Genomic DNA, 26341 nt, shown 5'->3' with positions numbered 1-26341 from the left:
CGGCCTTGTTCGCCGAGAGTTCAGCTGCCCGCCAGCTCGATGTCTATTCGGCCAGCAGGCCGGCCAAGCTCAGCTGGTTGGCCGCCGCATACACCTGCGCGTCGGGGCGGTCGTCGAACACCGCTGCCACGTCGTCGACCGTGGCGGTGCCCTCGGTGGTGACCTCCAGTAGAGCCTGGCACGCTTGCGTCGTCGATTCTCCGGCCTGAGTCACCATGGCGGCGACCGTCGCGTCCGGCGTCCAGATGGCAGGAGTCGGCGCGTCGAGTTCGCCGGACGTGTCGGTCCCACCCCGGTACCACTGACCGTTCGCCCACCAGAAGCAAAAGCTGAGTAGCCCGTTGCGGTTTCGGGTGTTCAACACGGAGTCGTTGACCCACGCCGGGGCCCCGCCGTAGAGATCGGGCAGCGGCCCACCGCCGTTGTAGGCGGCCTCCAGCAACTCGGAATTCCATTTGCCGCCGGAGAGCACCGCACGGTCACCGGGCAGCAGGTACAGTGTCGACCCGCTGCGGGCATCGCTCTCGAACCAGGCGTACCCGGGATAGATACGGGGGCCCCAGCCCGACCCGACTCCGACGTAGGCGGCCGACAACGCCGCCCACCGCGCCAGCAGGTCGGGCAGCGGCGGGATCTGATCGGTGACAACGGCGACGCGGCCTGCGGCCTCGTCGGCCCGGGCCGCCTCGGCTGCCCGGGCGGCGTCGCGTCCCTGCGCGTCGGGCCCGGCGGTGTAGCCGGCCAGCCACACCGGCACCTGGCTGCGCGGATAGGTGTCGAGATCGTTGCGGTAGTGCTCGGCCGCCACGATCTGGTCGTCCGGGAACGGCTCGTCGCCGTAGTCGTAGTCGACCGTGGCCTGGCCAGTATTGGTGACGTTCAACAGCAGCCGCCACCAGGGTCCGGCACTCATCCGGGCCGAGACCTCCCGCTGCTCGCGCACCAGGTCGGCGATCGATTGCGGCACCGGGACCAGTCCAGTTCGGTCCTGGGCCCAGAACCGGAGCTGCGCGATCTGGGAGGTGACGGTGAAGGCGAACACCGCGGAGAACTCGTCCCAGCCTTCCGGGCCGAGTTGAGCCAGCTGCTGCACGATCCCGTCGATGAGGCGGGACGCTTCCTCGGCTGTCGCGGCGTCCTCGTCGGCAGCTGCGTCGCCGACCGGCACCGGCGGCTCGTCGACGATCGTGAAGTCGGCGATCACGTCCGGGTCGTCGGCGGCGGCCAGCCGGAACTGCTTCTCGAACTCGGCCATGAATGCCGCTTCGTCGGTAGCCTCGCCGCCGGCCCGTGCTGCGGGTTCCTGAGCGCTGAACGCCTCGCGCGCCTGCTGCGGCGGAACCGACGACGACACCTCTTCGATGCGCCCGGAGTCGCCCACCAGGAAGATCGACCGGCCGACCGGGATGTCCAGGAACGCCATCGGGTCGCTGTCGTCGACCTCGACCGGTGCGTACACGCTCCAGCCCTTGTCGAAGCGATCGGCTGCCAGCCCTTCGGTCGGATAGTCGAGGCCCCTGGTCCTGATCCAGTCTGCGACCAACGAGATCGCCTGTGCGGCTTCCATCGCGTCTACCTTCCCGTGTTCTTCTGCTCGGCTTCGATCACGTCGGCGAGTGCAGCGCGTTCGGCCTGGTGTCTGGCCAACAGGTCCGCGCTGAATGCCGACCACTCGGCGTCTTGTTCCGGAGTCATCTGGGCGTCGTCCACCTCGGACTCGATGTCGGGATGAGCCTCGTGGAACTGCGCAAACAATGCACTCATCTCGCGGCTGTGCCTGCGGTTGAGCTCGATTCTGCGTGGGTCCATGCCTACTCCCCACTGTCCTCATACAGCGCCAGCTGGTCGAACACCACGAGCGCGACCCGGTCGGGATCGTCGACCGGATGCACCCGCAGGGTGTGGTGCGGGTTCGGGGTGTCGTCCACGATGACAACGGTTTTGATGCCCGCGGGCAGATTCGCCGGCCAGTCGATCTCGTCGGTGGGTTCGTCGACGAGCACGTGTGCGCGCCGACCGCTCAACCCGGTCTGGTCGTACCGCAACGGCGTCGGCTGCTCGCTGCTCATGTCGTGTCACCTTCCTGATCCTGATCTTGCGGACCGCCGTCGTCGGGCCCTCTCATCGGCGGCAGATCGGGTGGATTCTCCGGATCGATGCCGAGATCTGCGTTCACACTGCCACGGCTGCGCGTGGAGCTGGCAATGATGGCTTCATAGATCTCATCGCCAACGCGGCCTTTCGCCCGGTTTCTCTCCACGAGATCCTCGAACGTCGGATTCTGTTCGTTCTCGTTGAGCCATTCAGCCGCGGCCCGGTCTGCCATCAAGGACCGGGTCCACGACCGGATGGTCGCCCGCATGCCATACATGATCCTGGCGCGTTCCTCGACGCTCACACCGTCGCGCAGAAGCTGGTCCCGCAGTTCCCGCATCCGCAGCTCGTAGTTGGTGTAGACGGTGCGCGTCTCCTCGTTCGTCAGGGTGCCTGCCGAGTAGTGACTGTGGGTGGCGGCGTCGATGATGGCGTCGTACACATCCTCGCCGGTGAGCCCCTTGCGTTCGTACCGGGCGACGAGGTCCTCGAACGACGGGTTGCTCTCGTTGGCCGCCATCCAGTCGGCCGCCGCGCGGTTCTCCATCAGTTCCCGGGTCCAGGACCGCAACGAACTGCGCAACGCGGACAACTGCCTGGCCCGGTCTTCGGCACTGAGGCCATCGTTGATCATCTGCTCGTTGAGCGCTCGTAGCCCGAGCTCGAACTGCGAGTACACCGCACCGGTTTCGATGTCGGTCAGGCTGCCCGGAGCGAGGCGGCTGTGCGTCGAGCTGTCGATGATCGCCTCGAAGATCGCGTCGCCGGTCAGACCACGTTCAGTGTTACGGGCGACGAGATCCTCGAAAGTTGGGTTGACCGTGGCGCGCGCCAGGAACTCTGCCGCCTCTCGGTTGCTCATCAGGTCATACGCCCAGGCGCGCAACGAGTTCCGCAGTTCCGAGAGCCGGCGCGCGCGCTCCTCGGCGTTGACGCCGGCTTCGGCGAGCTGATCGTTGAGGTCGCGCATCCGCGCTTCGCCCTGACTGAACGCCGCGATCGCCTGGCCCTCTGACAGCGTCCCGGAGGCATGGTCGGGCAGGCCGAGGTCGCGGGCCGGATGACCCTTGACATCCCCAACTGCATCGGCGGCCCGCATGCCGAGCTGCAGCGGAACATCATGCAGAGGTCGTATCGCCTCGCCGTTCTCGTCGAGGTAGCCGACGGCGGTACGGTCCACCGCGTCCACCCACTCCGGTGGCCAGGACGAGTACTGCTTGGTGCGCGGGTCGTAGAGCTGCACCCGCCTGCCGTCGGTGACGGCGAGATACGCGTGGGCCTCGTGCTGGCGCCCGTCGGAAGCCCAGCGCGACACCACAATTGCCGACGATCCGGCGGGCCTGCCCAGCAATTCGGTCTCGATGTCATCGTGGGTGGCGAACTCGGACCGGGCGTGCGCCGCCTCGAACAGCGCCCAGGCCGGCACGCCGGTCCTCGACGGTGCGATGGGAACCGCGAAGCGCCCAGGATAGATCCGCGACAACTCGCCTGCCACGCCGTACGCACAGTTGTCGAGGGCCGGGGACGGAGCGTTCTCGCGCCCGAACAGGTTCTTCAGCCAGCCCTTCAGACCGGTAGGGGCCGGAGCAACCGATGCCGGGTCGAGGTACTTGACGTAGTGCACGCCGTTGCTGTGTTTCCCGGCCGCACCGTCCAGCAGGCGCTGGCCCAGATCCGGTTCCTCGCGGGTGGCAAGGTTTGAGAGGTCGATGGGTTCCGGTAGCCGCGGATTACTCGGATCCAACTGTGAGACAACCTGATCCAGGAGGTCTCTGGCTTCGTCGCTTACGGTCTCGCGTAGGCTGCGGGCCGATTGCTTCACCCGGTCGAGCGATTGCTGCAGCTGGTCAGGACTGGGGTCCCAGGCGTAACCACGTCGAGCGAAGGCGAAGCTGCCCTTGTCATGCGTGGTGAGGTGGATGCGATCGACGCCCGAACGCACGTACAAGCGTTCCAGCTCGTAGGTCACGGCCTTGGAGAATCCTTTGCCGCGCAACGGTGTGCCGTCGGGCAGCTTCTCATCGATGACAAGGCCGGTGTGATACGCGACGAGGTTGCCCGCACCGTCCCTGTCGAACGACCGCTGGGTCGTCCCGATCTTGTTGTCGCCGTGGAAGATATCGCCGGTCAGCAGGACGTCGCCGGGAAGGTTTTCGGCGCGGAAATGTATGCGATACGGGCCGTACCAGCCGGACAGGTCCTTGGCGAGCTGCAGAACCCGGGCCCGGTCCGACGCATTGTCGACCACATCACCCAGCGGTTCGGCATAGCGGGTGTCCACGAGCCGGGTGGCCGTATCCTGCGCACGGTATTCAGCTTGCCTCCGGGCGAAGTCCGGATCAGCCTGCAGGCCCTGCACATTGCCCACCGCGTCGGCGGCGTCGAGCTGCAGCGGGACGTCCACGGTCATGGGCCCGACGGCTTTGCCGTTGGTCTGCAGGTAGCCGACGGCGGTCTGGGTCACCGCCTGCTGGCCCCAGTGCGGGGGCCACGGCGAGTACTTCCGGGTGTGCGGGTCGTACAGCCGCACCTCGCCGTCGACCTTGACGGCCAGGTAGGCGTGACCGCCCTGCCGTCCACCGGCCCATTGCGAGGTCAGCACTGCCACCCGCAGCGACGGATCGCCCAGTAGCGTCGCTTCGACCTCGTCGTACGTCGCGAACCGGGCATCCGCCCCAACGGCCTGGAACAGTGCCCGCGCGGGCACACCGCGCCGCGAGGGCCTGACGTCCAGTCCGAACTTGCGGCCCTCGAACAACGAGGACAACTCTTCGGTGACGGTGACGGCGCAGTTCGGCGGTCGACGCCACAGCACATTCCAGAACCGCCGGCCTCCCACCCGATCTCCGGCGGGTTCGACGGTGCGCAGCACCGGCGCATGCCGACTGCGGCCCAGCTCTGTGCGGTGTTGCTCAGTGGTGACGACGTCCGTACGTCCGGCGGCAACGCGCCCGAGGTTTGTCGTCGCTTCCGTGTTCAGGAAGTAGGTGTGATGGGTGCCGCCCGTGATCAGGCGGTTCATCGAAGCCGTCGGTTCGGCGGCGACCCGCACGGCACCAAAGGAATCCATCGCCGGGTCGGTACCTAGGCCGATCCCGAGGATCCGCCCGTTGGAGCCGGCACTGCGCCCGCCCAGCGCGGTCACCACATCTCGTGCCGACGACGCGGCGAAGACGTTCTCGGCGCCGATGGCGAACTCACCCGCAGTGCGCACCGGGCCCGCTCCGGGTGAGCCGACCAGGGACACGGTGCGGACGTGACCGGCGAATCTGCCGTCCCGGCCCGCATATCCGGTGGTGGTCGAGCCGTAGGAGTAGCCGAAGACGTGGTTGCCGGCGAAGTGGCTGCCGTCGCCGGCACGGGCGTCGCGGGCCGCATTGAATGCCCTGATGTCGCTGTAGAGAATGTCCCCGCCGGTGCGGGCCATGCCGTGGCCGGCGGCACGCACGACGCTCCGGCCGCTCGGGGCGTCGTACCCGATCCAGGCGATCGAGGCCGCCGACAGTCCCGGGTTCTCCCGATGCACTGCCTGAAGGTGATGCAGTGCCGAGGTGGTGTTGAAGCCCAGAAGTGTGTCCACCGAGCTGGCGACCCCGGGTACGTGCCAGGACACCGATTCCGCGGTGTACGGATCAGCGCCGTAGCTGAGCACGGCACGACCGTCGCCCCCGAACTCTGATACGTCGAGCGCCAACAACATCGGACGCTCCAACCCGGCCCGCACCGCATCACCATCTGCCTTGCGTATGGCGAGGTCCAATGTGTCCATGCGGCGCAGCAATTTCCGCTCGGCCCGCGTCGGCCGTTCTTCGCGGTCGACCTTCGACCGGGCGGCATCAGCATCGTCGCGGAGTTGCTCCAGCACCTTGCGGTTTGCGCGGTTCCGGTCGGCCGCATCGATACCTTCGGCATTGCCGATGTGCTGCGGGTACGCCGCGATGAGGTCGCTGCGCTGTTCTGGGTTCAGCCCGGACCACCAGCGGGCGTTGTTGGCTGCCCGCACGGATGCTTCCTCGGCGGGCCCGAGTGGGTTGCGCAGCTCGTCGGGCCGCACCGGCGGAATCCGCCGCGCCAACGCGTCGTCGGCCTTCTGTTGGATCGCCTGGCGCTCACCGGTTTCGGACCCGGTGGCGTCGGGCCGGGTTACAGATGAGTGTTGCGCCGGACCGTCACCCACCAAGGCATCGGTGCGGCCAGGGTGGTCGGTGGCGATCCAGTCCACACCGAGGTCCCGCGCGAACTGCACGTCGGCTTCGTTGTTGACCGTCCAGCAGTACGTGGACAACCCGCGTGAGGCTGCCGCCCCGACGAGTTCGGGATTGTTGCGGAGGGTTTCGATCGACGGGCCGATCGCCGTGGCGCCCACGATGCCGGCCAGATACCGGGCCGACGGGCCTAACAGAACCGTGGGGACGTTCGGGGCGGCCATGCGGACCCGCACCAGTGCGTCGGGGCTGAACGAGATCACTGCCGCCTTGACCAACTGGTCCGGTCCCGGATTCGTCAACCCGTGCCGTTCCAGCGCGGCGACCACTTCGCGCTCGATCTTCAAGCCCTGCTGCGCAGGATGTTTGGTCTCGATGAACAAGGTCACCGGCTGCTCGGCGTCCTGAGCGAGCTGGATGAACTCGTCCAGGGTCAGGATGCCGTGCCCGTCGAAATCGAGTGCTTGCAGTTCGGCCAGCGTCATGTCGCCGACCCGTCCCGTGCCGTTCGAGGTGCGGTCCACGGTCTTGTCGTGGATTAGCACCAGTTCACCGTCCTTGGTGAGCCGGACATCGCATTCGAGGGCGTCCGCCCCCTGCCGCAGCGCCTCGGTGTAGGCGGCCCGGGTCTGCTCCGGGAAGTCGTGGGAGGCGCCCCGGTGGGCTACCACCTGGGTCGTTGGACGCTCGGCAGGAGTCCGCGAGTCAGCCTGGGTGACAACATGATTCCCGGTGAACGGTCCCGGCTCGCCAAACGCGTGCCGGCTGGCGTGGAAATTGGCCAGCTGCTGGTGCAGCGCGCCCGTGTCACCGACCCAGGCGATGGACGCGGAATCCTGGGATCCTTGCAGGCCGTCGAGTGCACGCGCTGTGACGGTGCCGAGCTGTGCGATCGATCCGTGAGCGGTGTGCCACGTCACGCTCGTAGCGTGGAACGGGTCGGCGCCGAAGCTGATGACCGCGTGACCGCCGCCCCCGAAGGCCGAGGTGTCCAACGCGAGCACCAGCGGGGCGTCGAGGCCGGCCCGCGCCGCGTCCGCGTCGGCCTTGCGTACCGCGAGGTCGAGCCGGTCGATGCGCTCCAGGAAGGCCCGTTCCTCGCGGGTGGTCGGGCCGAACTGGTCGAGCTTGGTCCGGATGTGGTCGGCGCGGTCCCGATAGTGCTGCAACACATCCCGATTGGCGGCATCGCGCTCGGCAGCCGCCCGGTTGTCGACATCGCTGTGGGCCAGGCCCTCAGGGAGGCCCTGGACCCGGCCGATCGCGGATGCCGCGAACTGGTTGTGCCACCGTCCCTTGTGTAAGGGGTTGCCGTTCTCGTCCAGGTAGCCGACGGCGGTCTGGGTTACCGCGTCCTGCCCCCAATGCGGCGGCCAGCCCGAATACTGGCGAGTGTGCGGGTCGAACAGGTACACCCGCCCGTTGATGTTGACCGCCAGATACGCGTGGCCGACGGGCTGCCCGCCACTCCAGCGCGACGCCAGCACCGCCATCGTGCCCGAGGGGTGGCTCAGCAGCTCCCGTTCGATCTGGGCGTACGTCGTGAAATCCGCGCTGGAACCGAACGCTTTGAACATTGCCCGCGCGGGCGTCCCCCGGCGTGAGGGGGTGCCGTCGAGCGGGATTGTTCTGCCGGTCCGGGCCCGCACCTCGTCGGCCAGAACGTGGGCACAATCGTTGCCTCGGGTCCAGCGTGGGATGCGGTTCCGTTGGTGCGTGTCGGTCGGGTGAAAGACGCCGGGATCGTCGTCCAGCCGCATGACCGGTCGGGCGGCCGCGGGTTCGATCGTGTGGGAACCGTTTCCGTCGAGGGTACGGTGCGGTTCGGTGTGCACGTCGTCGTAGCTGCCTGCGGCGATACGGCCGATGTTGGTCAACGACTCGGTACGGATCGCATGCGACGGCGTGACCAGCCACTGCCGGGTGCCCGGGCCGTCGGTTTCCAGGAAGTCGAAGTAGGCGTTGTGTGTGGTCAGGGTGTCTTTGCGGTCCATCGACGCCGGGAACTCGCCGCTGACGCGGCGCGCCCCGAACGTATCCATCGCCGGGTCGGTACCGAGGCCGGTTCCGAAGCGCCCCATCGAATCTGGTGTCCGACCGCCGAGCCCGGTGACGAAGTCCCGCGACGACGACACCACGAACACCCGGCCCTCGTCGAGGCCGAAATCGCCGGCATGCTGCAACGAGCCGGTACCCGGCGAACCGACGAGCGTCACCGTGGTGACGTGAGGGGCCAGCCGTCCGTCGGCCCCGGCATAGCTCGTGGTGGTCGAGCCGTACGAGTGGCCGAATATGTGGTTGCCCTTGAAATGGCTTCCGTCCCCTGCGAGTGCGTCCCGTACCGCGGTGAACGTGCTGACATCGGTGTAGAGCATCTCGCCACCACGTTGCGCCAAGGTGGTGCCCGCCACCCGCGCCGACGCCGATCCGTTCGGTGCGTCGTATCCCAGCCAGGCGATCGAGGCGGATGACAACGACGGGTTCTCGGCATGCACCGACTGCTGAATGTTCAACGCGCAGTGCATGATGTAGTCGAGCTTGTCCAGCTGCGAGCCCAGGCCGGGGACGTACCACGACACCGAGTCCGCCGTGTACGGATCAGCCCCGAAGCTCACCAGCGCACGGCCGTCACCGCCGAAGGCGCCCATGTCGAGTGCCAGCAACAGTGGCCGGCCCTCCCCGGCCGCCTGGGCGGCATCGTCGGCCCGCTGCATCGCGGTTTCGAGCCGGTTGATCCGTACCAGGAAGGCTTCTTCCTTCGGAGTGGTTTTCTGGCCCGCATCGATTTTGGCCTTGACCGCGGCGGCTTCCCGGGCATGTTGCCGCAGCACTTCGCGATTGGCGTGATCGCGGACCGCGGACGGGATGCCCTCGGCGTTGCCGATCTCCTGCGGATACGCCTGCACGAGGACGGCGCGCTGGTCCGCGTCCAGCCCGGCCCACCAGGCCGCGTTCTGCCGGGCCAGGGCCACAGCCTCGGGACCGGTGCCCAGCGGATGGACCAGATCCGCTGCGGTCATTCGCGAATTCCGTTGGTGCAGTGCCTCGTCCGCCGCTACCTGAACGTCAGAAGGCACCGCCGCGCCAGGACGCCACCGGGGATTCCACCGGCGGCGCTCGCCCTGATCCACTTGGATGTCGCCATCCAGGCGCAACATCCGTCCGGTGGCCGGTTCCACGGTGCGTCCGTCAACCAGCCGGCGAGATTCTTCCCGTTGCAGGTCGTTGGTTCGCCCCGCCGCGATCCGGCCGAAGTTGGCCCCCGATTCGGTACGCACCGGCGGGCCCTCACCATCATTCGCGTGGTGGTGGAAGTAGCTCTTGTGGGTTCCGAAGGTGCCCGGGGCGTTCATCGCATCGGAGAATTGAGCGGCCACCCGCACAGCACCGAACTCCTCCATCGCCGGGTCCATACCCAGCCCGCGCCCGGCAATCCGACCATCCTCGTCGGGAGTGCGCCCGCCGAACGCAGTCACCGGGTCCAGCGAGGAGGACGCGACGAACACGTGGTCAGGATCGAGGCCGAATCCACTTGCGTGTTTAATCGGTCCCGTTCCGGGTGAGCCGACCAGTGTCACTGTGGTGACGTCGTGCTTCAATCGACCGTCACTGCCCGCATAGCTTGCCGTGGTCGAACCGTACGAGTGGGCGAAGATGTGGTTGTTGCTGAATTCGCTCCCGTCTCCGGCCAAGATATTGCGCGAAGCGTTGAACGCCCGAATGTCGCTGTAGAGAATGTCGCCGCCACGACGCGCAAGCTCGGGGCCGACCACCCGACCGGCAGCTGAACCGTTGGGTGCGTCATAGCCGATCCAGGCGATCGAAGCTGCCGCCAGTTCCGGATTCTCGCGCATCGTCGATTGCACATGGTTCAGCGCATTGCGCATGTTCCCTTCGAGCTTGTCGATCGTCGTCGCGAACCCCGGCACCAGCCATGACACCGAATCCGCCGTATACGGGTCGGCTCCGAAACTCACCACCGCGCGGCCATCGTCACCGAACGCCGGCGGATCGAACGCCAGCACCAAAGGCGCGTCGAGCCCGGCCTCCGCGGCTTCGCGCCCCATCTGCTGCAACCCGGCGGCCAACCGGTTCACCCGCAGCAGCGTCTTCAGTTGGCTGTCGCTGGGCCGAACGCCGCGGTCGATCATCGACTGCACGTGGTTCTGGAAGCGTCGGATCGCCAGGCGGTTCGCCGCATCGCGATCCGTCGGAGGAATCCCTTCGGCATTGCCGATCCGGGCCGGATACGCATCGATCAAGGTCGCCCGCTGGTCTGGTACCAGAGACGACCACCATCGTGCATTGGCCTCGGCCCGCGACAGCGCAGCGCCAGCCCGGTTCAATGGGTTGACGATGCCGTCGATGGCGACCGGCGGAACCCTTTGCCGCAACAACCGGTCCGCAGCCGCGAGGACCTCCTTGCGGCGTGCCTGATCGCTGTCCTCGCTCGCCGACCAGTCGGGCTCGGCGACGACCTGCTGCGGATCGACGTCGATGTCGGCCGCCCGCCATCGCGGGTTCCACCAGTGGCGGCGCTGGCTGCCGCTGCGTGTCGCCGCGGGTTCGACGGTCTCGCTGCGGGTGCCGAACAAGCGGCCCGGCCGTTCGGCCACGGTGCGGTGTTCTTCGAACTGGAGCCCGTCGAGATTCCCGGAAGCGATGCGGCCCAGGTTGGCCAGCGATTCCGAGGGAACCGCGCGCGAGGGCGTGACCAGCCACTGCCGGGTGCCAGGTCCGTCGGTCTCCTGGAAGTCGAAGTATGCGTTGTGGGTGGAGGTGGTGTCCTTGCGGTCCATCGACGCCGGGAACTCGGCCTGAATTCGCTGTGCGCCAAAGGTATTCATTGCCGGGTCGGTGCCGAGCCCGCGTCCGAGGCGGCCGTGTGAGTCCGATGTCCTCCCGCCGAGGCCGGTGACGAAATCCCGCGAGGACGATGCGACGAACACCCGGTCGGCGCTGATGCCGAAGTCGCGGGCATGGCTCAGCGGACCGGCGCCCGGCGAACCGATGAGCGTCACCGACTCGATGTGGTCGGCGAGCCTGCCCCCGCGGCCGGCGAAACTGGTCGTCGTCGATCCATACGAATGCCCGAACACATGATTGCCCTTGAAATGGCTGCCGTTATCGGCCATCGCGTCCCGCGCCGCGTTGAACGCGCTGATGTCGGCGTGCAGGATGTCACCGCCGGCTTCCGCCAGACCGGCACTCCCGACCTTGAGCGTGGCCGAACCGTTCGGCGCGTCATACCCTAGCCAGGCGATCGAGGCCGCCGATATCGACGGGTTCGCACTCTGCGTCGACTGTAGGATGTTCAACGCGCAGTGCATGATGTAGTCAAGCTTGTCGACCTGCGCACCCAGGCCGGGCACGTACCACGACACCGAATCCGCCACATACGGGTCGAGACCGAAGCTCACCAGCACCCGGCCGTCACCGCCGAAGGCAGGCGGATCGAACGCGAGGATAAGTGGCTCCCCCACACCGGCCTGCCGGGCCGCCTCGTCCGCACGGTGCAGGGTGCTCTCAAGCTTTTTCACCCGGAGCAGGAAGTCGAGCTGCGTGTTATCCGGCTTGGTGCCGGCATCGATCAGCGCTTGAACAGCGGCGGCACGGTCAAGATAGTTCTGCAGCACACGGCGATTGGCGTCATTGCGCACGTCGGCAGGGATGCCTTCGGCGTTGCCGATCTGGAATGGGTGCTCGTTCAGAAGTGCTTGCTGATGATCCGGCGACAACCCCGACCACCACTCGGCGTTGGCGCGGGCCCGGGCGGCGGCCCGCGGCTCGTCTCCCAGCGGGGTGGTGAGTCCATCGATGGATACCCGCGGGTTCCTTAGTCGCAAAGCCTCGGCCACGACCGGGTTGGTGGCGCGAGTGACCTCGCCAGGATGCCATCGCGGGTTCCAGCGGCGCAGTTCCTTCGCCTGCTCGGTATCTGTGTCACTGTCCAGCCGCAGCGGCCGTCCGGCCGCCGGATCCACGGTACGTCCGGCGACAACCTGCCGGTATCCCTCCAGATGCACCCGCTCGGCGTGCCCGGCGGCAATCCGACCGAAGTTGGCCAGCGATTCGGTGCGTACCCGCGGATCGGCGTCGCCCGGCATGTACCGGTAGTAGCTTCTGTGCGTCCCGACCGCGTTCAAGTCGTTCATCGAATCGGGGAACTGCGCGGTAATCCGCACCGCGCCAAAGTCTTTCATCGCCGGGTCGAGGCCCAGTCCGCGTCCGAGGAACCGGCCATTCTGTCCCGGTGTGCGCCCGCCCAGCCCGGTAACCGGATCCAGCGACGACGATGCGACGAAAACGTTCTGAGCGCCGATCCCGAAGCCCCGGGCATGCCGTATCGGGCCCGCGCCCGGTGAACCGAGTAGCGTCACCGTGCTGATGTCTTCGGCCAGTCGCCTACCCTTGCCGGCATAGCTCGCGGTGGTCGAGCCGTATGAGTGCGCGAAGATGTGATTGTTCTTGAATCGCGGGCCATCTCCGGCCAGCGTGTTGCGCGCGGCGTTGAACGCCCGGATGTCGCTGTAGAGAATCTGACCGCCCTTGCGGGCCAATCCATGCGCGGCGACGCGAGGGATGGCCGCATCATTGGGCGCGTCGTAGCCGATCCAGGCGATCGACGCCGCGGCCAGGTCCGGATTCTCCTGTTGCGTCGACTGCAGATGGTTCAGCGCATTGCGCATGTTCCCTTCGAGCTTGTCGATCGTGGTCGCGAAACCCGGAACCAGCCACGACACCGAATCCGCCACATACGGGTCGGCCCCGAAGCTCACGACCGCCCGGCCGTCACCGCCGAACACTGGAGAATCGAATGCCAGAACCAGCGGTGGATCGACCCCAGCGGCGGCCGCCTCGCTCTTCATCGTCTCCAACGCATTGTGAAGGTTGTTCATCCGCCGCAGCAGTTTGAATTCTCGCTTGGTCGGCTGCTCACCACGATTGATCTTGCCGTGCACGAAATCTCGGGCACGTTCGATGGCAAGACGGTTCGCCTTGTCGCGGTACTTCGGCGCGATTCCCTCGGAGTTGCCGATCTGCCTCGGATAGGTCTTGATCAGCGCATCGCGCTGATCCTCGGACAAGCCCGCCCACCATCGGGCATTGGCCTCGGCCCGGTTCACGGCATCGTCGGCCTTGCCCAGCGGGTTGGCCACGTCATCGATACTGACCGCTGGATCCCGTTGTGCCAGGGCATCGTTGGCGATGGTGCGGGTGGTCGGTTCGACGGTGGTGTGCTCGGGAGGCTCGGCCGGAGCATCTGTGTCGGTGGCCGCCCCGAAGGCTTCGGTGGTGGGATCGGCATCCAGGCCGAACTCGGCGGCACTGCGAACCGGCCCGGTCCCCGGTGAGTCGGTGAAGGTGATGGCGCGAATGTCGTGTGCCAACCGGGCATCTCGCCCGGCGTAACTGACCGCGGTGGCGCCGTAGTCCTGGGCGAAGATGTGGTTCTGGTTGAAGTGGCCGCCGTCGACGGCCAAGGTGTCGCGCGCGGCGTTGAACGCCCGGATATCGCTGTAGAGGATCGCCCCGCCTTCGCGGGCGAGCTGGTGACCGGCTGCGCGCCAACGACTCCAACCGCTGGGAGTGTCGTAACCGAGCCAGGCGATCGCGGCTGCCGTCTGTGTCGGATTCTGCTGCTGGACGGACTGCAGGTGGTTGAGTGCGTCCCCCATGGTGACGCCGATCCGGTCGATCGTCATCCCCTGCCCGGGCACGTGCCACGACACCGAGTCCGCCTGATACGGGTTGGCCCCGAAGCTGACGACCGCGCGCCCATGACCACCGAATTCCGACGCATCGAAGGCCAACAGCAGCGGGCCGTCGATTCCCGCGTCCCGGGCCTGGTTCTGCGCCTGGGCGAGCGAACTCTGGATGCGCTCGAGCCTCGCCAGCGTCTTGCTCTGCGCTCTGGTGAGGCGATGACCGCTGTCCCGCCAGCCCTTCAACTGGTCGACCTGCTTCTTGAGCAGCCCGGTGTTCGCCTCGTGGCGCGCCTCGGGTGAGATACCTTCGGCGTTGCTGATCAGCTGCGGGTGCACGTCGATCAGCGCAACCTGCTCGTTGCCGGAGAGCGCGGCCCACCAGGTGGCATTGGCCCGGGCCCGAGCGTCTGCTGACTCCATCAACCCCAAGGGGTTTCGTAGCTCTTCGCCGTCTTTGAGACCCCGCTTGGCAAGCGCCTGATCGGCCAGATCGCTCTGCCGGGTGACGCCTTGCCACTGCTCACCCGGGGTCTGGTCCGGCGTGCCCTGCACGTCGCCCACCTCGATAGCGGCATCGAGATCGTCGGGGCGGAGCCCGAGCTTGTCGACCGGAACACCTTCTGAATCAAGGAAACCGACCGCAGTCGTCGACACCGCGTGCTGACCCCACGACGGCGGCCAACCCTGCCGCTCGCCGCGGTGGAGCAGATATACGTCCTTACCGTCGAAGACCGCCACATAGGCGTGCCCGCCCTGGCGCTGCCCATCTCCGGCCCACGCCGATGTGATGACCGCGGCCGAGCCGGGCGCCATGCCCCGTAGCCTCGCCTCGATCTGGCGGTAGGTGGCGAAGTCGGCCCGCGACCCGACGGCCTGGTACAGGGCCCGGGCGGGCATTCCGGTGGACGTCGGCTCCCCGGTGACCTGATACTGCTTGCCGAAGTGCCGGGACAGATCATCGGCTGCGTCGAGCAGACAGTTCCGGCCGCCATGCGGCGGACCGCCGGTCTCGCTGACCTCGGGTGCGGCGTTGGCTGGCGTGACGTCCTGGTTGGTGTCCTGGGCGGCGCTCTGATTCGTAGCCTGGGCGGTGTCCTGGACCTGCGCAGCCGGAACGCCCGCGACCTGCGTTTCCGGCCCGGCGGGGCGCGCGGCAGGAGCCTCGTGCCTGGTTGTGGTCGACGTCGAATCAGGCTTCGAATCAGGTTTTGCTGCAGTGGGTTTGGCGTTTTGATCCGGTGTCGTCGACGTCGTGGTGACCGGCGTCTGCGAGGCGGGCACCGGCGACGCCGTGCTGGTCGAGGCCGACGGTTGGGCAGGGGCACCGACAGCCGGGGCCTGCTGCTCGGGAGCGTCCGGCGCGGAGGTCTGCGGTGCGGGATCGGTCGGTGCCTGGGCGGCGTCGGTGACCCCAGCGGTCACCTTGGCGTCTTCGACGTCCTGAGTGATGTCGGTCGGCCCGGTATCGACCTGCCCGGTGTCGACCTGTCCGGAGTCGATTTGCCCGGCATCGACCGACACCGGCTCTGCGGCGACTGCAGCATGCGGCACATCCGTCGTCGCGACATTCGCCGCCGGACCGGCGACATCCTGGTCCGGGCTGAGCGTGGCGGTGTGCGCGGGCTCATCTTGCGACGAATGCTGCTCGTCCGGCACCGCGGCAGGCGCATCGTCGCGCGCGTCATCGGATTCGTGCTTGGCGGCGGTGTCGGTGTCGGTGTCGATCTCGGGGTCGGCGTCTACCTGATCCGCCGATTCGTCGGAGTCCTGGCCTGTCGACTTATCGACCGCACTGTCCTGTTGCCCGTTGCGGGCGGCGGACTTCGAATCCGATTGCGGTGTGGTGTTGTTCGGCTGGCCGGTGCCGGCGCGTCCCGGACTCGACTTGGCCGGCGCAGCCGACTGCCCGGCCGAATCGGTCTGCGAAGTCCGGTTGGTGTCATTCTCACCGTCGGTCTCAGCATCCTGCCGGCCGGTGTCCAGCGGGCCATCGGGGTTCTCGCCCCGAAGCCCGACGTTCGGAGCCTCGGGCCCCGGCGGACCGCCGCCCGGATTCGCCTGATTGTTCTGCTGAGGCGTGTGGCCGCCGCCGATGCCTTTCAGACCGCCGATGCTGGTGCTGGTGGAACTGGCCAGAATCGAGATCGTGTCGAATTCCCCGCCCACCGCCAACGTACCGGCCACGTTGCCAGACACTCCGGCGGTGAACATGGTGGTCGCGCCCTTGGTCGCCGCGGTGAACCTGTTGCGCGCGGGTCCGAGTCCGTGGGCCACCGGCACGGCGGTGGCTCCGCCCGCTCCGCCCCCGACAACGGAAGAGATCGCCGTCTGCTGGAACCGGTCCCACCGGTATGGGGCATGTCCGTTGTTGGCCTGGATGCCCTGGACGATCCCTTCTTGAAGCAGGCCCTGTGCCAGCTCCTCCACGGATTCCTGCAGGGTTTCGTGCAGCAGCCGCTTCATCATCGTCTTGGTCAGCAGTTCGGCCATCTTCTCGCCGAGACGCCGGATCGCCCACATAACGAGCGCGCGTATCCACGCGATGGTCGTTGTCTCGATGACGGGGATAGCCGCCGTCGACGCCCCGTAGGTGGGGCCCGCCATGGCGAGGCTGTACGAAATCTCGGCGGCGGCGAGCGCCAGTCCGACGATGATCGACAGCTTGCTGTATTCGATCTCGGAGCTGAAATTGGTGGCGCCCTCACCCATCCCCGAGATGCCCTGGGCGAGTTTGTCTACCGTGTAGTCGCCGTCGAACAGCATGGCGAACTGTTGATCGGCGGCATCGGCGGTGTCGCCGGTCAGTACCGACATCGTTTCTCCGCGGACCCTGTTCAGGTCCGGGATGAGGTCCTGAAGTGCTTCGGCCGCGGCTTGGTAATGCTCGCCGATTCGGCGGGTGCGGGTTTCGCTACCTTGTGGCCATTCGCCGCCCGCGAGGTATGACACCCACTGGAGCTCGGGTGGGATCTGGATGTCCATAAGCGAATTGGTATGGCGGCAGGCCTATGCGGCACGCCATTCGGTGGTGTAGACGGCTACGGCTGGTCGTTCTGTTCGAAGGAGTCCGCAGACACCTTCAAACCGTTCGAGTAGTAGTCGAGCAGATCGGTCTTGATCACCACCGAACCGTCGACCCAATCCTTTTGCGCCAGGTACCCCGCACTGCCTTTCGCGTACCCGTCACCCATCTTGTCGTCACCCCAGGCGGCGCCCTCTGCAGCCAGATTGGCCTGCAGGTTGGACAACACGTTTTTCATCCTGACGCTGACATCGTTCAGGTTCCTCGAGGTTGCCCGTAGTTCAGAAGGCCCGACACCGAGCTCGTCAGCCATCGATTCAGCTCCTCACGGTGGGGAATGCGGTTTCGTCCCGATCGTCATCCTCCGACTCGCCCGGCTGGACGACGTCATCGTCGGTACCGAATACGGCTCGGGTCAGCTCGCGCAGATCAGGGGCGCCGTCGGCGATGTCGGACAGTGCCGGCATCATCCGGCGCCGTTCTTCGATCGGCATCATCAGGGCAGCCGACCGTTGCGCCACGAGCTGCGCCGCGGCCTGCGCGGCCGCGGTGACGTGACCGCCGAGTTCTTCGAGTTCGTACTCGTCGAGGTACGACTCGTCGATCACGGTCTCGATGACATGGCCGCGGGCGTCGACGGTCACCGCGACCAAGCCATCGGCCTCCTGCGCACTCGCGGTGAGCTGCGCCTGCTCGCGCTGCACCGCGGCAATGTCGGCCATCTGCTCGGAGACCAAGGCAAGCACCTCGGTCATCTGATGCCGGAGGGCATCGTTGCTCATTCGGCTCAGTGTTCCAGATTCACAAAGGAGCCGCCATGCACTTTTCCGAATTCGGTTATCGCTGACCGTATTTGAGCGCACGAACAATTACTTCGGCGAAATTGCCATCGTCACAATGTCACTCACTCCGCAATTTGCCACTGCCCCGTAGATAACCGATGTCAACTCGGCGGTCCGGATTGCCAACCGATAGCTCCCATCCCTGCGCTCGGCGCAAGCTTTCTTTGCCTCGGGCCGGACCGGGTTTGTCACCGGTATTGCGGCGCGCCACGCAGCCGGGGAAACTTCTCCGCCACGGCGGCGGCCAGTTCCAGATAGGCCTGGAGCGTCGCCGGGTCCAGCAGGTCGAAGTCCACGTCGGCCCCCTCCGCCAGATGCGGATCGAACGGGATCATGTGCACCGAGCGGCACCTGGCTTCGAAATGCTCGTAGACCTTGTCCAGCTTCAGCTTTGCCGACCCGGGTCGCGAAGCACTGAGCACCACGTGCGCTTCCCGGACCAACGCGGAGTGACCGTGCTGCATGAGCCAGTCCAGCGTTGCCGATGCACTACGCGCGGCGTCGATCGCCGGCGAGCTGACCAGCACGATCGCATGCGCCAGATCGAGCACACCGGCCATCGCGGAATGCATGATGCCGGTGCCGCAGTCGGTCAGGATGATGTTGTAGTAGCGACGCAGGATGCTGATGGTGCGGCGGTAGTCCGATTCGCCGAATACTTCCGACACAGCCGGTTCCTGCTCGCTGGCCAATACCTCAAGTCGGCTGCCCGCCATCCGAGTGTGAGCACGAACGTCGGCATAGCGCTGAATATCGGGATCCGACAACAGGTCCCGTACCGTCGATTGGCTCGACGCGTCCCTGACCCGCTCGGCCAGGGTCCCGCGATCCGGATTGGCGTCCACCGCGATCACCCGGTCATGACGCATCATCGACAGCGCCGAGCCCAATCCCAGGGTGGTGGTGGTCTTGCCGACACCGCCCTTGATCGAAAGCACCGCGATCCGGAAGTCACCCGCGATCGGCTGGCGGATCTGGGACAGCAGGTCTTCACGCTCGCGCTCTTTGCGTGATTCACCGGGATTCAAGCGGCCGGCGCTCGCCAGGTGCACAGCCCGGCGCCAGCCGGAGTGAGGCGCGCTGCGGGTGCGGTTGATGATCCCGGCGTCGTCGAGTGAGGGCGGCACCGCCGAGTACTGCGGCGGTGGGGCCATGCCCACCGGAGGGGGCGCGAGCGGGGGCATGAAGCCCGGAGGGGGAAACGGCAGTGGCGGTAGCGGAGGAGGAGGGGGCGGCGGCAACGGTGCGGGCCTTGGCGGCAGCGGCGGAATCGGGATCAAACCGGTCGGGGGCTCAGGCACAGGCTCAGCCGCTGGTCGCTGAGGTTCGGGCTCATCGAGCTCGAACCGTTCGGCGAACTCCCTGGACCCGATCGGGCTGTGCATCTGCCACGGCGGCGGGGCAAGCCGCCGCACGGGTGCCGCAGGAGGGGGCACCTCGAACGCATCGGTGGTGTCGTCGGCGGGCGAGGTGGCCGTGTGAATCTGCCGAGCTGTCCGTTGTGCGGCAATCTGTTCCAGCAACGCGGCAGCTCGCGCCTCCACCTCGTCCAATTCACCGGGCGCCAGGTCGTCGAGCGATGTGGGCTCGCCGATCGGTCGGTTCTCGTCCGGCATCTTCCCCCTAACTCATCTGGTCCGCCGCCGGGCAGCAGACACTGCCACCGCCGCCACCATCGCCGCAAGACACGCCGCGGTGACGGTGAAGACGATCCTGCGCGCCCGCACATTACCCGCATCAGGTTGCGGCGGGCCGCTGATCGGTGAAGCGGCGGTGACGTCGCGCTCGGCAGCCTTGGGCGGGAGCTGATAGGTCAGTGCCGCCACGGGGTCCACGACTCCATAACCCGTGGCCTGGTTGGGACCATTCCCCGGAGTGCGGGCAGTGCGCTCGACCAGATCCATCACCTCGCCGGCGGTCAGGCCGGGGTAGCGCGATCGGATCAACGCCACCACCCCCGAGACGAACGGCGCTGCGAAGCTCGTGCCGTTCAACGGGGCGAGGCCCTGCTGGCCGAGTTGGGCGTTGCTCAGCCCGGGACCGTCGGCATCCAGTGAGGTGACCCGCTCACCGGGGGCAGCCACCGCCAACCACGGCCCGTGCAGGCTGAAGTCGGCCGGTGTGGCCGAGGTGGTCACGGCACCGACACTCAGCACGTAGTCGGAGAACCAGGCCGGACTGGCGATGGTGCTGACGCTGTTCCATCCGGTGTCCAACGGCTGGTTCGGATCGTCCATGTTGTTCTGCGCGTTGCACATGCTCTGGGAGTTGAAATTGCCCGCAGCGGCCACCACCACGACGTTGCGCTCATAGGCGTAGCGCACGGCACGGCCCAGTTCACGATCGTCCATACCGGCCGCAACCGGAGCGCAGGCCACCTCCGAGAGGTTGATCACCGTGGCACCGAGGTCCACCGCCCGGACGATCGCCAATGCCAGCGTGTGCGTGTTGCCGTAGCCCACCGACGTCGCATTGGGGTCGTCGTTCTGAGTGCTGCTCGTACCCGCGACGCTGTAGGCACCGCTGTTCTGCCGGATCGACAGGATCGCGGCTTCAGGGGCTACCCCGGCGAAGCTGTCACCGTCGGCGGGCGCCGCTCCGATGATGCCGGCGACCAGGGTGCCGTGTGCATCGCAGTCGACGAGCCCGTCGCTGTTCGAGACATAGTCGCCGCCGGGCTCCAGCGACCGAAGACGCGGATGACGGTTGACGCCGGTGTCGATCACTGCCACCTTCTGGCCCGCGCCGCGAGAAAAGCGCCAGGCCTTTCGGTATTCGAGCATGGCCTCGGCGCTGGTCTGTTTGGTGAAGTCGGTGCCTGGGAGCACGTCGGTGGGGACGCCGCAGATCGACTTCTGTTCGGTCGGCTGCGCCGGTGCGACGGGGCCGCTCGGCGGTGGACCGGGTTCTACGACGGGCGGGGTGACCCCGCCCGCCGGTGGCGCACCGAATCCTGAGAGGGCCACCGTGAGAACGACGGTCGCCACCGCCGCGCACCGTCGGGCTCTCATCAGCCGCCCAGCCGTTCGTACAGCCCGAGCGGCCACAGCGCCAACGGGATCACCGCGGCAACGGCCAGATACTCCAAATACGCGGCGACGGACCGGAACCGGCGAAGGTACGGTGCCGCGACTCCGCAGACGGCCAGGACCGCGAGGATGACGACCCCGGTGAGCGCAAGCGGCCACACCCCGGCCTGGGCCTGCACGCAGGCCACCAGCACGAGCGCACAGGCGGGCACGGCCAGCGCCGACCGCTCCGGCCACGTCTCGGCCCTCCGGCTCATCAAGGCCGGCACCGCGGCGCAGGCGAGGGCGAAAGCGAATGCCGCCCAACCGGTGTCGACCCGCATCAAGACGGTGCTGCCGATCAGCGCGGTCGTCGCCGCACCGGCCAGCAGTCCGGAGCGAGTCAGCACCGCTGAATGTACCCGGTCCCACACCTGTTCCGCGCTGGGCATCGGGGTGGCGGGCTGGACCGCCGCGGCGGATGTGGTGAAGGGATCGTCCGCGTGGGACGCCACCACGGGCGCCACCGGGTATTGCGCCAGGCGTGCCGTCAGTACCGGTACCACCAAGCACCCGAACACCGCGACCACGGCGGTCACGGTGGCCACCACCGGGGCCGCTGCGCCCAGCGCCCGGGCCCCGAACGCCACCGTACCGAAACTCAACAGCACCGCGGCGGCGACATATGTCCAATGCCCGGCCCGGATCAGCCGGTGACAGATCACCGTGAGCGTCAACAATATTGCGCAGCCCGCGGACAGACCGACCGCGCCCTGCGGGGCCGCCACCGCCCAACCCGCCGCGGCGCCGATCGCTATCACCGGCGGCCCCGCCGCACCGGCGATGTCGGTTCGGCCCAGCACGCGGCGCACCAGCGCCGCGCCGGCGACCAGGGTCACCAGCGTCAGCGCCGCAGCCACCATGACCACCGCCCGGTGTGCCGCCAATGCGGGTGCCAGCAGCAGCCCGACCCATACCGCCGAGCACAACCACAAGCCGGCGAACGCCATCATCCGCGCCGCGGTGGCGTCCCAGGCCGCGTACGACGCTCGGTTCAGCCGGGCCGCGGCGTCCACCACATCGTCGTACAACGCCGGTGGTGACAGCGCCTGCCGAGCCGAAAGTCGGAGCAAGTCACCGCTTTTCACTCCGGCGGCGCGCAAGCTCCGGTCGGGCTCGAGCACGCCGGCGCCGGTCTGCCCGTCACGGCTGAGCACCCAGAACGTCCGCCGCTCGTCGCGATCGGCCAGGTCGTCACTGCGCTCTTCATCACGTGACTTGATCAGCCGGGCCAGCTCGGGCAGGAACGCGGCCACCGGGACGTCTGCCGGCAGCGCCACGTCGAGTTGGGTGCGCCCGCCGACCACAGACACCCGGATCGCTTCGGGCGCCGCGGACACCACGTGCACCGCGCGAAGCTCCTCGATGCCGGTCACAGGTCGGGCATCCTCGACAGCTGAACCACGCCGCTACGCGTGGTCCGCGAGACCAGCATGCCGCGGCCGGGAGGCATCGCGCCGGCCTTGTACCCGCCGAACAGCCCGCCCTCGTCTCTACTTCCGCTCATCACCAAACCGTTGCAGGACAGGTCCTTCAGACGTCCGATGATCGGGTCCATCATCGCCCGGCCCGCGCCGCCGCTGCGCCGGGTGACGACGACGCGCAGGCCGATGTCGCGGGCCTGCGGCAGATACTCGACCAGCGGTCCCAGCGGATGGCTCAGCGAGCCACCTGGGATCAGGTCATAGTCGTCGATCATCACGAACAGGTCCGGGCCCGACCACCAGGACCGCTCTTTGAGCTGCTGTTGGGTGATGTCGTTGGGCGGCAGCCGATCCTTGAGCGCGCCGGCCAGTGCCGTCATGAGGTCCGTGCACGACTGCGGGGCAGTGGCATAGCCGCCGAGGTACTCGTCGGGAACCACACCCAGCATCGAGCGACGGAAGTCGACGAGGATGATCTTGGCCTCCACCGGGGTGGCGTTCTCCATGACGCCGGCGGCGATGTTGCGCAGCAGGCCGGTCTTTCCGCATTCGGTGTCTGCGAAAGCGACCAGATGTGGTTGCGCATCGAAATCAAGCACCACGGGCGCCAGCTCTTCTTCGTTGATGCCGATGGCGATCCGCGCCTTGCTGAGCTGGCCGGCGTCGCGAGCCACCCGGACGACGTCGTCGCGGTTCACGTCGTGCGGCAGCATCCGCACCTTCGGGGCCTCGCGGTCCTGGTAGTGGGCGCGCACCGCCTCGACGGCCCCGGCCACCCCGGCGGGCAGATCCTCCACCCCGGAACTGGAGTCCAGCCGCGGCAACGCCATCAGGATGTGCAGGCGCTCGGAGTTGATCCCGCGGCCCGGCCTGCCGATCGGTACCAGTTCGGCAGACCTGCGCGCCACCTCGCTGTCGATCGGGTCGCCGAGGCGCAATTCGATGCGGGTGCCGAGCATGTCCTTGACGGCCGGCCGGATCTCCATCCACCGGGACGCGGAGATCGCCAGGTGCACGCCGTAGGACAGGCCCTGGATGGCAAGTGACTGGATCACCGGGTCGAGCTGCTCGAAATCGCTCTTGATCGAAGCCCAGCCGTCGATGACCAGTACCACGTCGCCGAAGTTGTCCTGGCTCACTTCGCCTTTGGCCTTGCGCTGGCGGAAGTCGCGCATCGACTCGATGCCGAGTTCGCGGAACAGTTGCTCGCGGCTGCGCAACACCCCGGCCACCTCGGCCACGGTGCGCCTGATGGCGTCGGCGTCCATCCGGCCGGCGACCCCGCCGACGTGCGGCAGCTTCGCCAGGCTGGTCAACGTGCCGCCGCCGAAGTCCAGGCAGTAGAACTGAAGCTGTTCGGGAGTGTGTGTGGCGGCGGCAGACATGATGAGCGTGCGCAGCGCGGTCGACTTGCCCGACTGCGGGCCGCCGACCACCGCGACGTTGCCCTGGGCGCCGGACAGATCGACCGTGAGCACGTCGCGACGCTGATCGTAGGGACGGTCCACCACGCCCATGGGCATCCACAGCCGGCCGTTGAGGTTCTGCGGTGCCGACCAATCCGATTCGGGCAGCAGCTCGTTGACCGCCGGGCTGTCGTCCAGCGGCGGCAGCCACACCTCGTGCGCGGGCCTGCCGTGGCCGCGGAGCCGGCTGACCACCATGTCCAGCAGCGTGGTCTTGGTGGGGCCCGAACTGACCGGCTCGGCCTCCAGAACCTCGTGCGGCAGCGGCACCCGCTCGGGCACCGGGTCCTTCTTGACCGGTGTGGCGGTGAACAGCTTCGGCGCCAGCGCCCCCAGTTGCGTCACCCGCCCGGTGCGCGTGGAGATCCGGGGTTTGACGTACTCCCCCGACACATAGCAGGCATTGAACCGGATCGGTTCGGAGGCATCGCATTTCAGGAACGCCGAGCCGGGCACACTGGGCAGGTGGTAGGCATCGGGTACGCCGAGGACGCTGCGCGACTCGCCCGCGGAGAACGTCTTGAGGCCGATCCGGTAGGACAGGTGTGAGTCGAGACCGCGCAGCTTGCCCTCCTCCAGGCGCTGCGAGGCCAGCAGCAGGTGCATGTGCAGCGAACGGCCCAGCCGGCCGATCATCACGAACAGCTCGGCGAAATCCGGTTTCTGTGACAGCAGTTCGGAGAACTCGTCGACCACCACGAACAGCGCGGGCAGCGGTTCGAGATCGGCCCCGGCCGCGCGAGCCCGCTCGTATTCGGTGACGTTCGGGAAGTTTCCGGCGGCGCGCAGCAACTCCTGACGACGGTTCATCTCACCGGCCAGGGCGTCGCGCATGCGATCCACCATGGTCAGCTCGTCTTCGAGGTTGGTGATGATGGCCGCGATGTGGGCGATACCCTCCAGGCCGAGGAACGTCGCGCCGCCCTTGAAGTCGACGAGCACCAGGTTGAGCTGCTCAGGGGAGTGCGACGTGATCATCGACAACACCAGTGTGCGCAGGAATTCCGACTTGCCCGAGCCCGTCGCCCCGATGCACAGCCCGTGCGGGCCCATGCCGCCCTCGGCGGCCTCCTTGATGTCGAGTTCGATGGGCTGACCGTTGGGAGTGATGCCGATCGGGACCCGCAGCCGCTCGCGCGGGGACCGCTGCCGCCAGACCTGTTCCGGCACGATGCCGGCCGCATCGGGAATCTTCAGCAGCGCCATCAGACCGGGATCGACTGCCCGCGAATCGGCTTCCAGGCTCACGATGTGTGCGGCGTTCGCCGGGCGGTAGCGCCCGATCCGCCGCGCGGTGGTCTCGGCCTCGGGGATCGTGATGGTGTCCGGGGTGGCGAACCGTTCCACCCCGACCGCGGTCCGGGCAGCCACGTCGTCACCGTCGAGGACCAGTTGCAGGCTGCGGCGTGCCGAGGCCCCGGCTCGCAGGCCGTTGAGGTCCAACAGCGTCACGCTGTCCAGCCCGGCGTCGGTGATCAGCTGCTCGTCACCGGTGACGAATCCGTCGTCCAGCACGACGACGAGTTGTTTGAGGCCCTGCGTGGGCTGCGCGTTGCGGGTGAACCGGCCGCGTTCGGCCAGCTCGGCGGACATCGCGGTCTCCATCAGCTCGAGCGTGGGAAACAGCAACCGCATCGAACCGAGGCCGTCGCGGGTCGACGAATGCTGCGCGTGCGGCAGCCATTTGACCCAGCTCCAGTTCTCCCCGTCCGGGTTGGCGGTGACGATCGCCACCTGCACGTGGTCAGGGCCGTGAAAAGTGCAGAGTTCCAAAACCATCGACCGCACCAGCTGCTGGGCGAGCTTGCGCTCCCCCTCGAAGGTGATGGTGGGAAACGCCCGCAGCGACACCGCGGTCGGCAGCGCATGCACCACCGAATGGGTCTTGACGAACCGGCGCAGCGCCACCGTCGACACCGGTTCCAGGTCCTCGGGTGGGCCGGTCTCGGGCGCCATCAACCGCGTCGCCAACCGGTGGGTCCCGATACCGACCCGGATGTGGCAGTAATCGGCGTCGCTGGGCCGTCGCTCCCACATCCGACGAGTGCCCACCACGTCGCTCAACGCCCGCGGATCGGGATGGCTCCATTCCAGCGCCGTTCGTTGTTCGGCACCCGTGGTGTCGGCTTCCTCGCGAAGATTCGCCAGATAACTGAAGTAGTCCTTGCGTTCCTCGTTGAGCTCGGCGGCTGCTTTGCCGTTGCGGTTCCCGCCGCCCATGAACATGCCGACCATCGACATGATCATCATCATCGGGAACAACAGGAACATCGGGTTTCTGGCCATGTCCCGGCCACCGACCGTGACCATCAGTGCGATCATGCCGATCACCGCGACCAGCATCACGAACGGCATCAGCCGCATCATCAGATTCCCCGGGATGGCCCGCGGCACCTCGGGCGGTGGGGCCAGGTTGACCTCGCCGCCGGGCATCCGCGGCGGCGCCACCCGTAGGCGGCGGACGAACCCCTCGGTACTCAACCTTCCCTCCCCGAAGCTGCTGGCGCCGGA

General features: G+C 67.5%; 9 protein-coding genes and 1 pseudogene. All 10 read right to left on the bottom strand.

All coding sequences use genetic code 11. From position 1 onward, the window contains the following. Positions 1-43: 43 nt before the first annotated feature. The 10 genes and pseudogenes from K6L26_RS04110 to eccCa all read right to left on the bottom strand — a co-directional run bounded on the left by K6L26_RS04110 (position 44) and on the right by eccCa (position 26311). Positions 44-1567 (bottom strand): hypothetical protein, encoded by a 1524-nt coding sequence (locus K6L26_RS04110; RefSeq protein ID WP_052773164.1) that lies wholly within the window; start codon positions 1565-1567, stop codon positions 44-46. Positions 1568-1572: 5 nt separating this feature from the next. After that, positions 1573-1809, bottom strand: coding sequence for a hypothetical protein (locus K6L26_RS04105; RefSeq protein ID WP_019346718.1), 237 nt, complete (start codon positions 1807-1809; stop codon positions 1573-1575). A gap of 2 nt (positions 1810-1811) precedes the next feature. Next, on the bottom strand, positions 1812-2069 hold the full coding sequence (locus tag K6L26_RS04100) for a DUF7161 family protein (RefSeq protein ID WP_019346719.1): 258 nt from the start codon (positions 2067-2069) through the stop codon (positions 1812-1814). Further along, a complete protein-coding gene (locus K6L26_RS04095; protein ID WP_221852745.1) occupies positions 2066-16990 on the bottom strand; it encodes an alpha/beta hydrolase in 14925 nt (4974 codons plus the stop codon). The genes K6L26_RS04100 and K6L26_RS04095 overlap by 4 nt, the downstream gene beginning before the upstream one ends. A 56-nt stretch (positions 16991-17046) precedes the next feature. Continuing rightward, complete coding sequence (locus K6L26_RS04090; RefSeq protein WP_043368328.1) at positions 17047-17343, bottom strand: WXG100 family type VII secretion target; 297 nt, start codon at positions 17341-17343, stop codon at positions 17047-17049. A gap of 4 nt (positions 17344-17347) precedes the next feature. Then, on the bottom strand, positions 17348-17812 hold the full coding sequence (locus K6L26_RS04085) for a YbaB/EbfC family nucleoid-associated protein (protein WP_019345088.1): 465 nt from the start codon (positions 17810-17812) through the stop codon (positions 17348-17350). Between the two features lie 248 nt (positions 17813-18060). Further along, positions 18061-19449, bottom strand: a pseudogene (locus tag K6L26_RS04080) (MinD/ParA family ATP-binding protein); the annotation flags it as partial. Positions 19450-19500: 51 nt separating this feature from the next. Further along, complete coding sequence (mycP, locus tag K6L26_RS04075) at positions 19501-20883, bottom strand: type VII secretion-associated serine protease mycosin (protein ID WP_043368025.1); 1383 nt, start codon at positions 20881-20883, stop codon at positions 19501-19503. Then, positions 20883-22316, bottom strand: a complete 1434-nt coding sequence (gene eccD, locus K6L26_RS04070; protein ID WP_019344098.1) for a type VII secretion integral membrane protein EccD — start codon at positions 22314-22316, stop codon at positions 20883-20885. The genes mycP and eccD overlap by 1 nt, the downstream gene beginning before the upstream one ends. After that, positions 22313-26311: a type VII secretion protein EccCa gene (gene eccCa / locus K6L26_RS04065; protein ID WP_221852744.1), complete on the bottom strand. Its 3999-nt coding sequence runs from the start codon at positions 26309-26311 to the stop codon at positions 22313-22315. The genes eccD and eccCa overlap by 4 nt, the downstream gene beginning before the upstream one ends. Positions 26312-26341: the final 30 nt, after the last annotated feature.

It is taken from the genome of Mycobacterium farcinogenes, from assembly GCF_019739075.1.
Taxonomy (GTDB): domain Bacteria; phylum Actinomycetota; class Actinomycetes; order Mycobacteriales; family Mycobacteriaceae; genus Mycobacterium; species Mycobacterium senegalense.
The sequence above is the reverse complement of the archived record's forward strand: the minus strand, read 5'-3'. Positions and strand labels throughout refer to the sequence as shown.

Excerpts from the sequence above, each read along its gene's own strand:
- K6L26_RS04110 (WP_052773164.1), bottom strand. The coding sequence starts at position 1,567 with ATGGAAGCCGCACAGGCGATCTCGTTGGTCGCAGACTGGATCAGGACC.
- K6L26_RS04105 (WP_019346718.1), bottom strand. The coding sequence starts at position 1,809 with ATGGACCCACGCAGAATCGAGCTCAACCGCAGGCACAGCCGCGAGATG.
- K6L26_RS04100 (WP_019346719.1), bottom strand. The coding sequence starts at position 2,069 with ATGAGCAGCGAGCAGCCGACGCCGTTGCGGTACGACCAGACCGGGTTG.
- K6L26_RS04095 (WP_221852745.1), bottom strand. The coding sequence starts at position 16,990 with ATGGACATCCAGATCCCACCCGAGCTCCAGTGGGTGTCATACCTCGCG.
- K6L26_RS04090 (WP_043368328.1), bottom strand. The coding sequence starts at position 17,343 with ATGGCTGACGAGCTCGGTGTCGGGCCTTCTGAACTACGGGCAACCTCG.
- K6L26_RS04085 (WP_019345088.1), bottom strand. The coding sequence starts at position 17,812 with ATGAGCAACGATGCCCTCCGGCATCAGATGACCGAGGTGCTTGCCTTG.
- mycP (WP_043368025.1), bottom strand. The coding sequence starts at position 20,883 with ATGAGAGCCCGACGGTGCGCGGCGGTGGCGACCGTCGTTCTCACGGTG.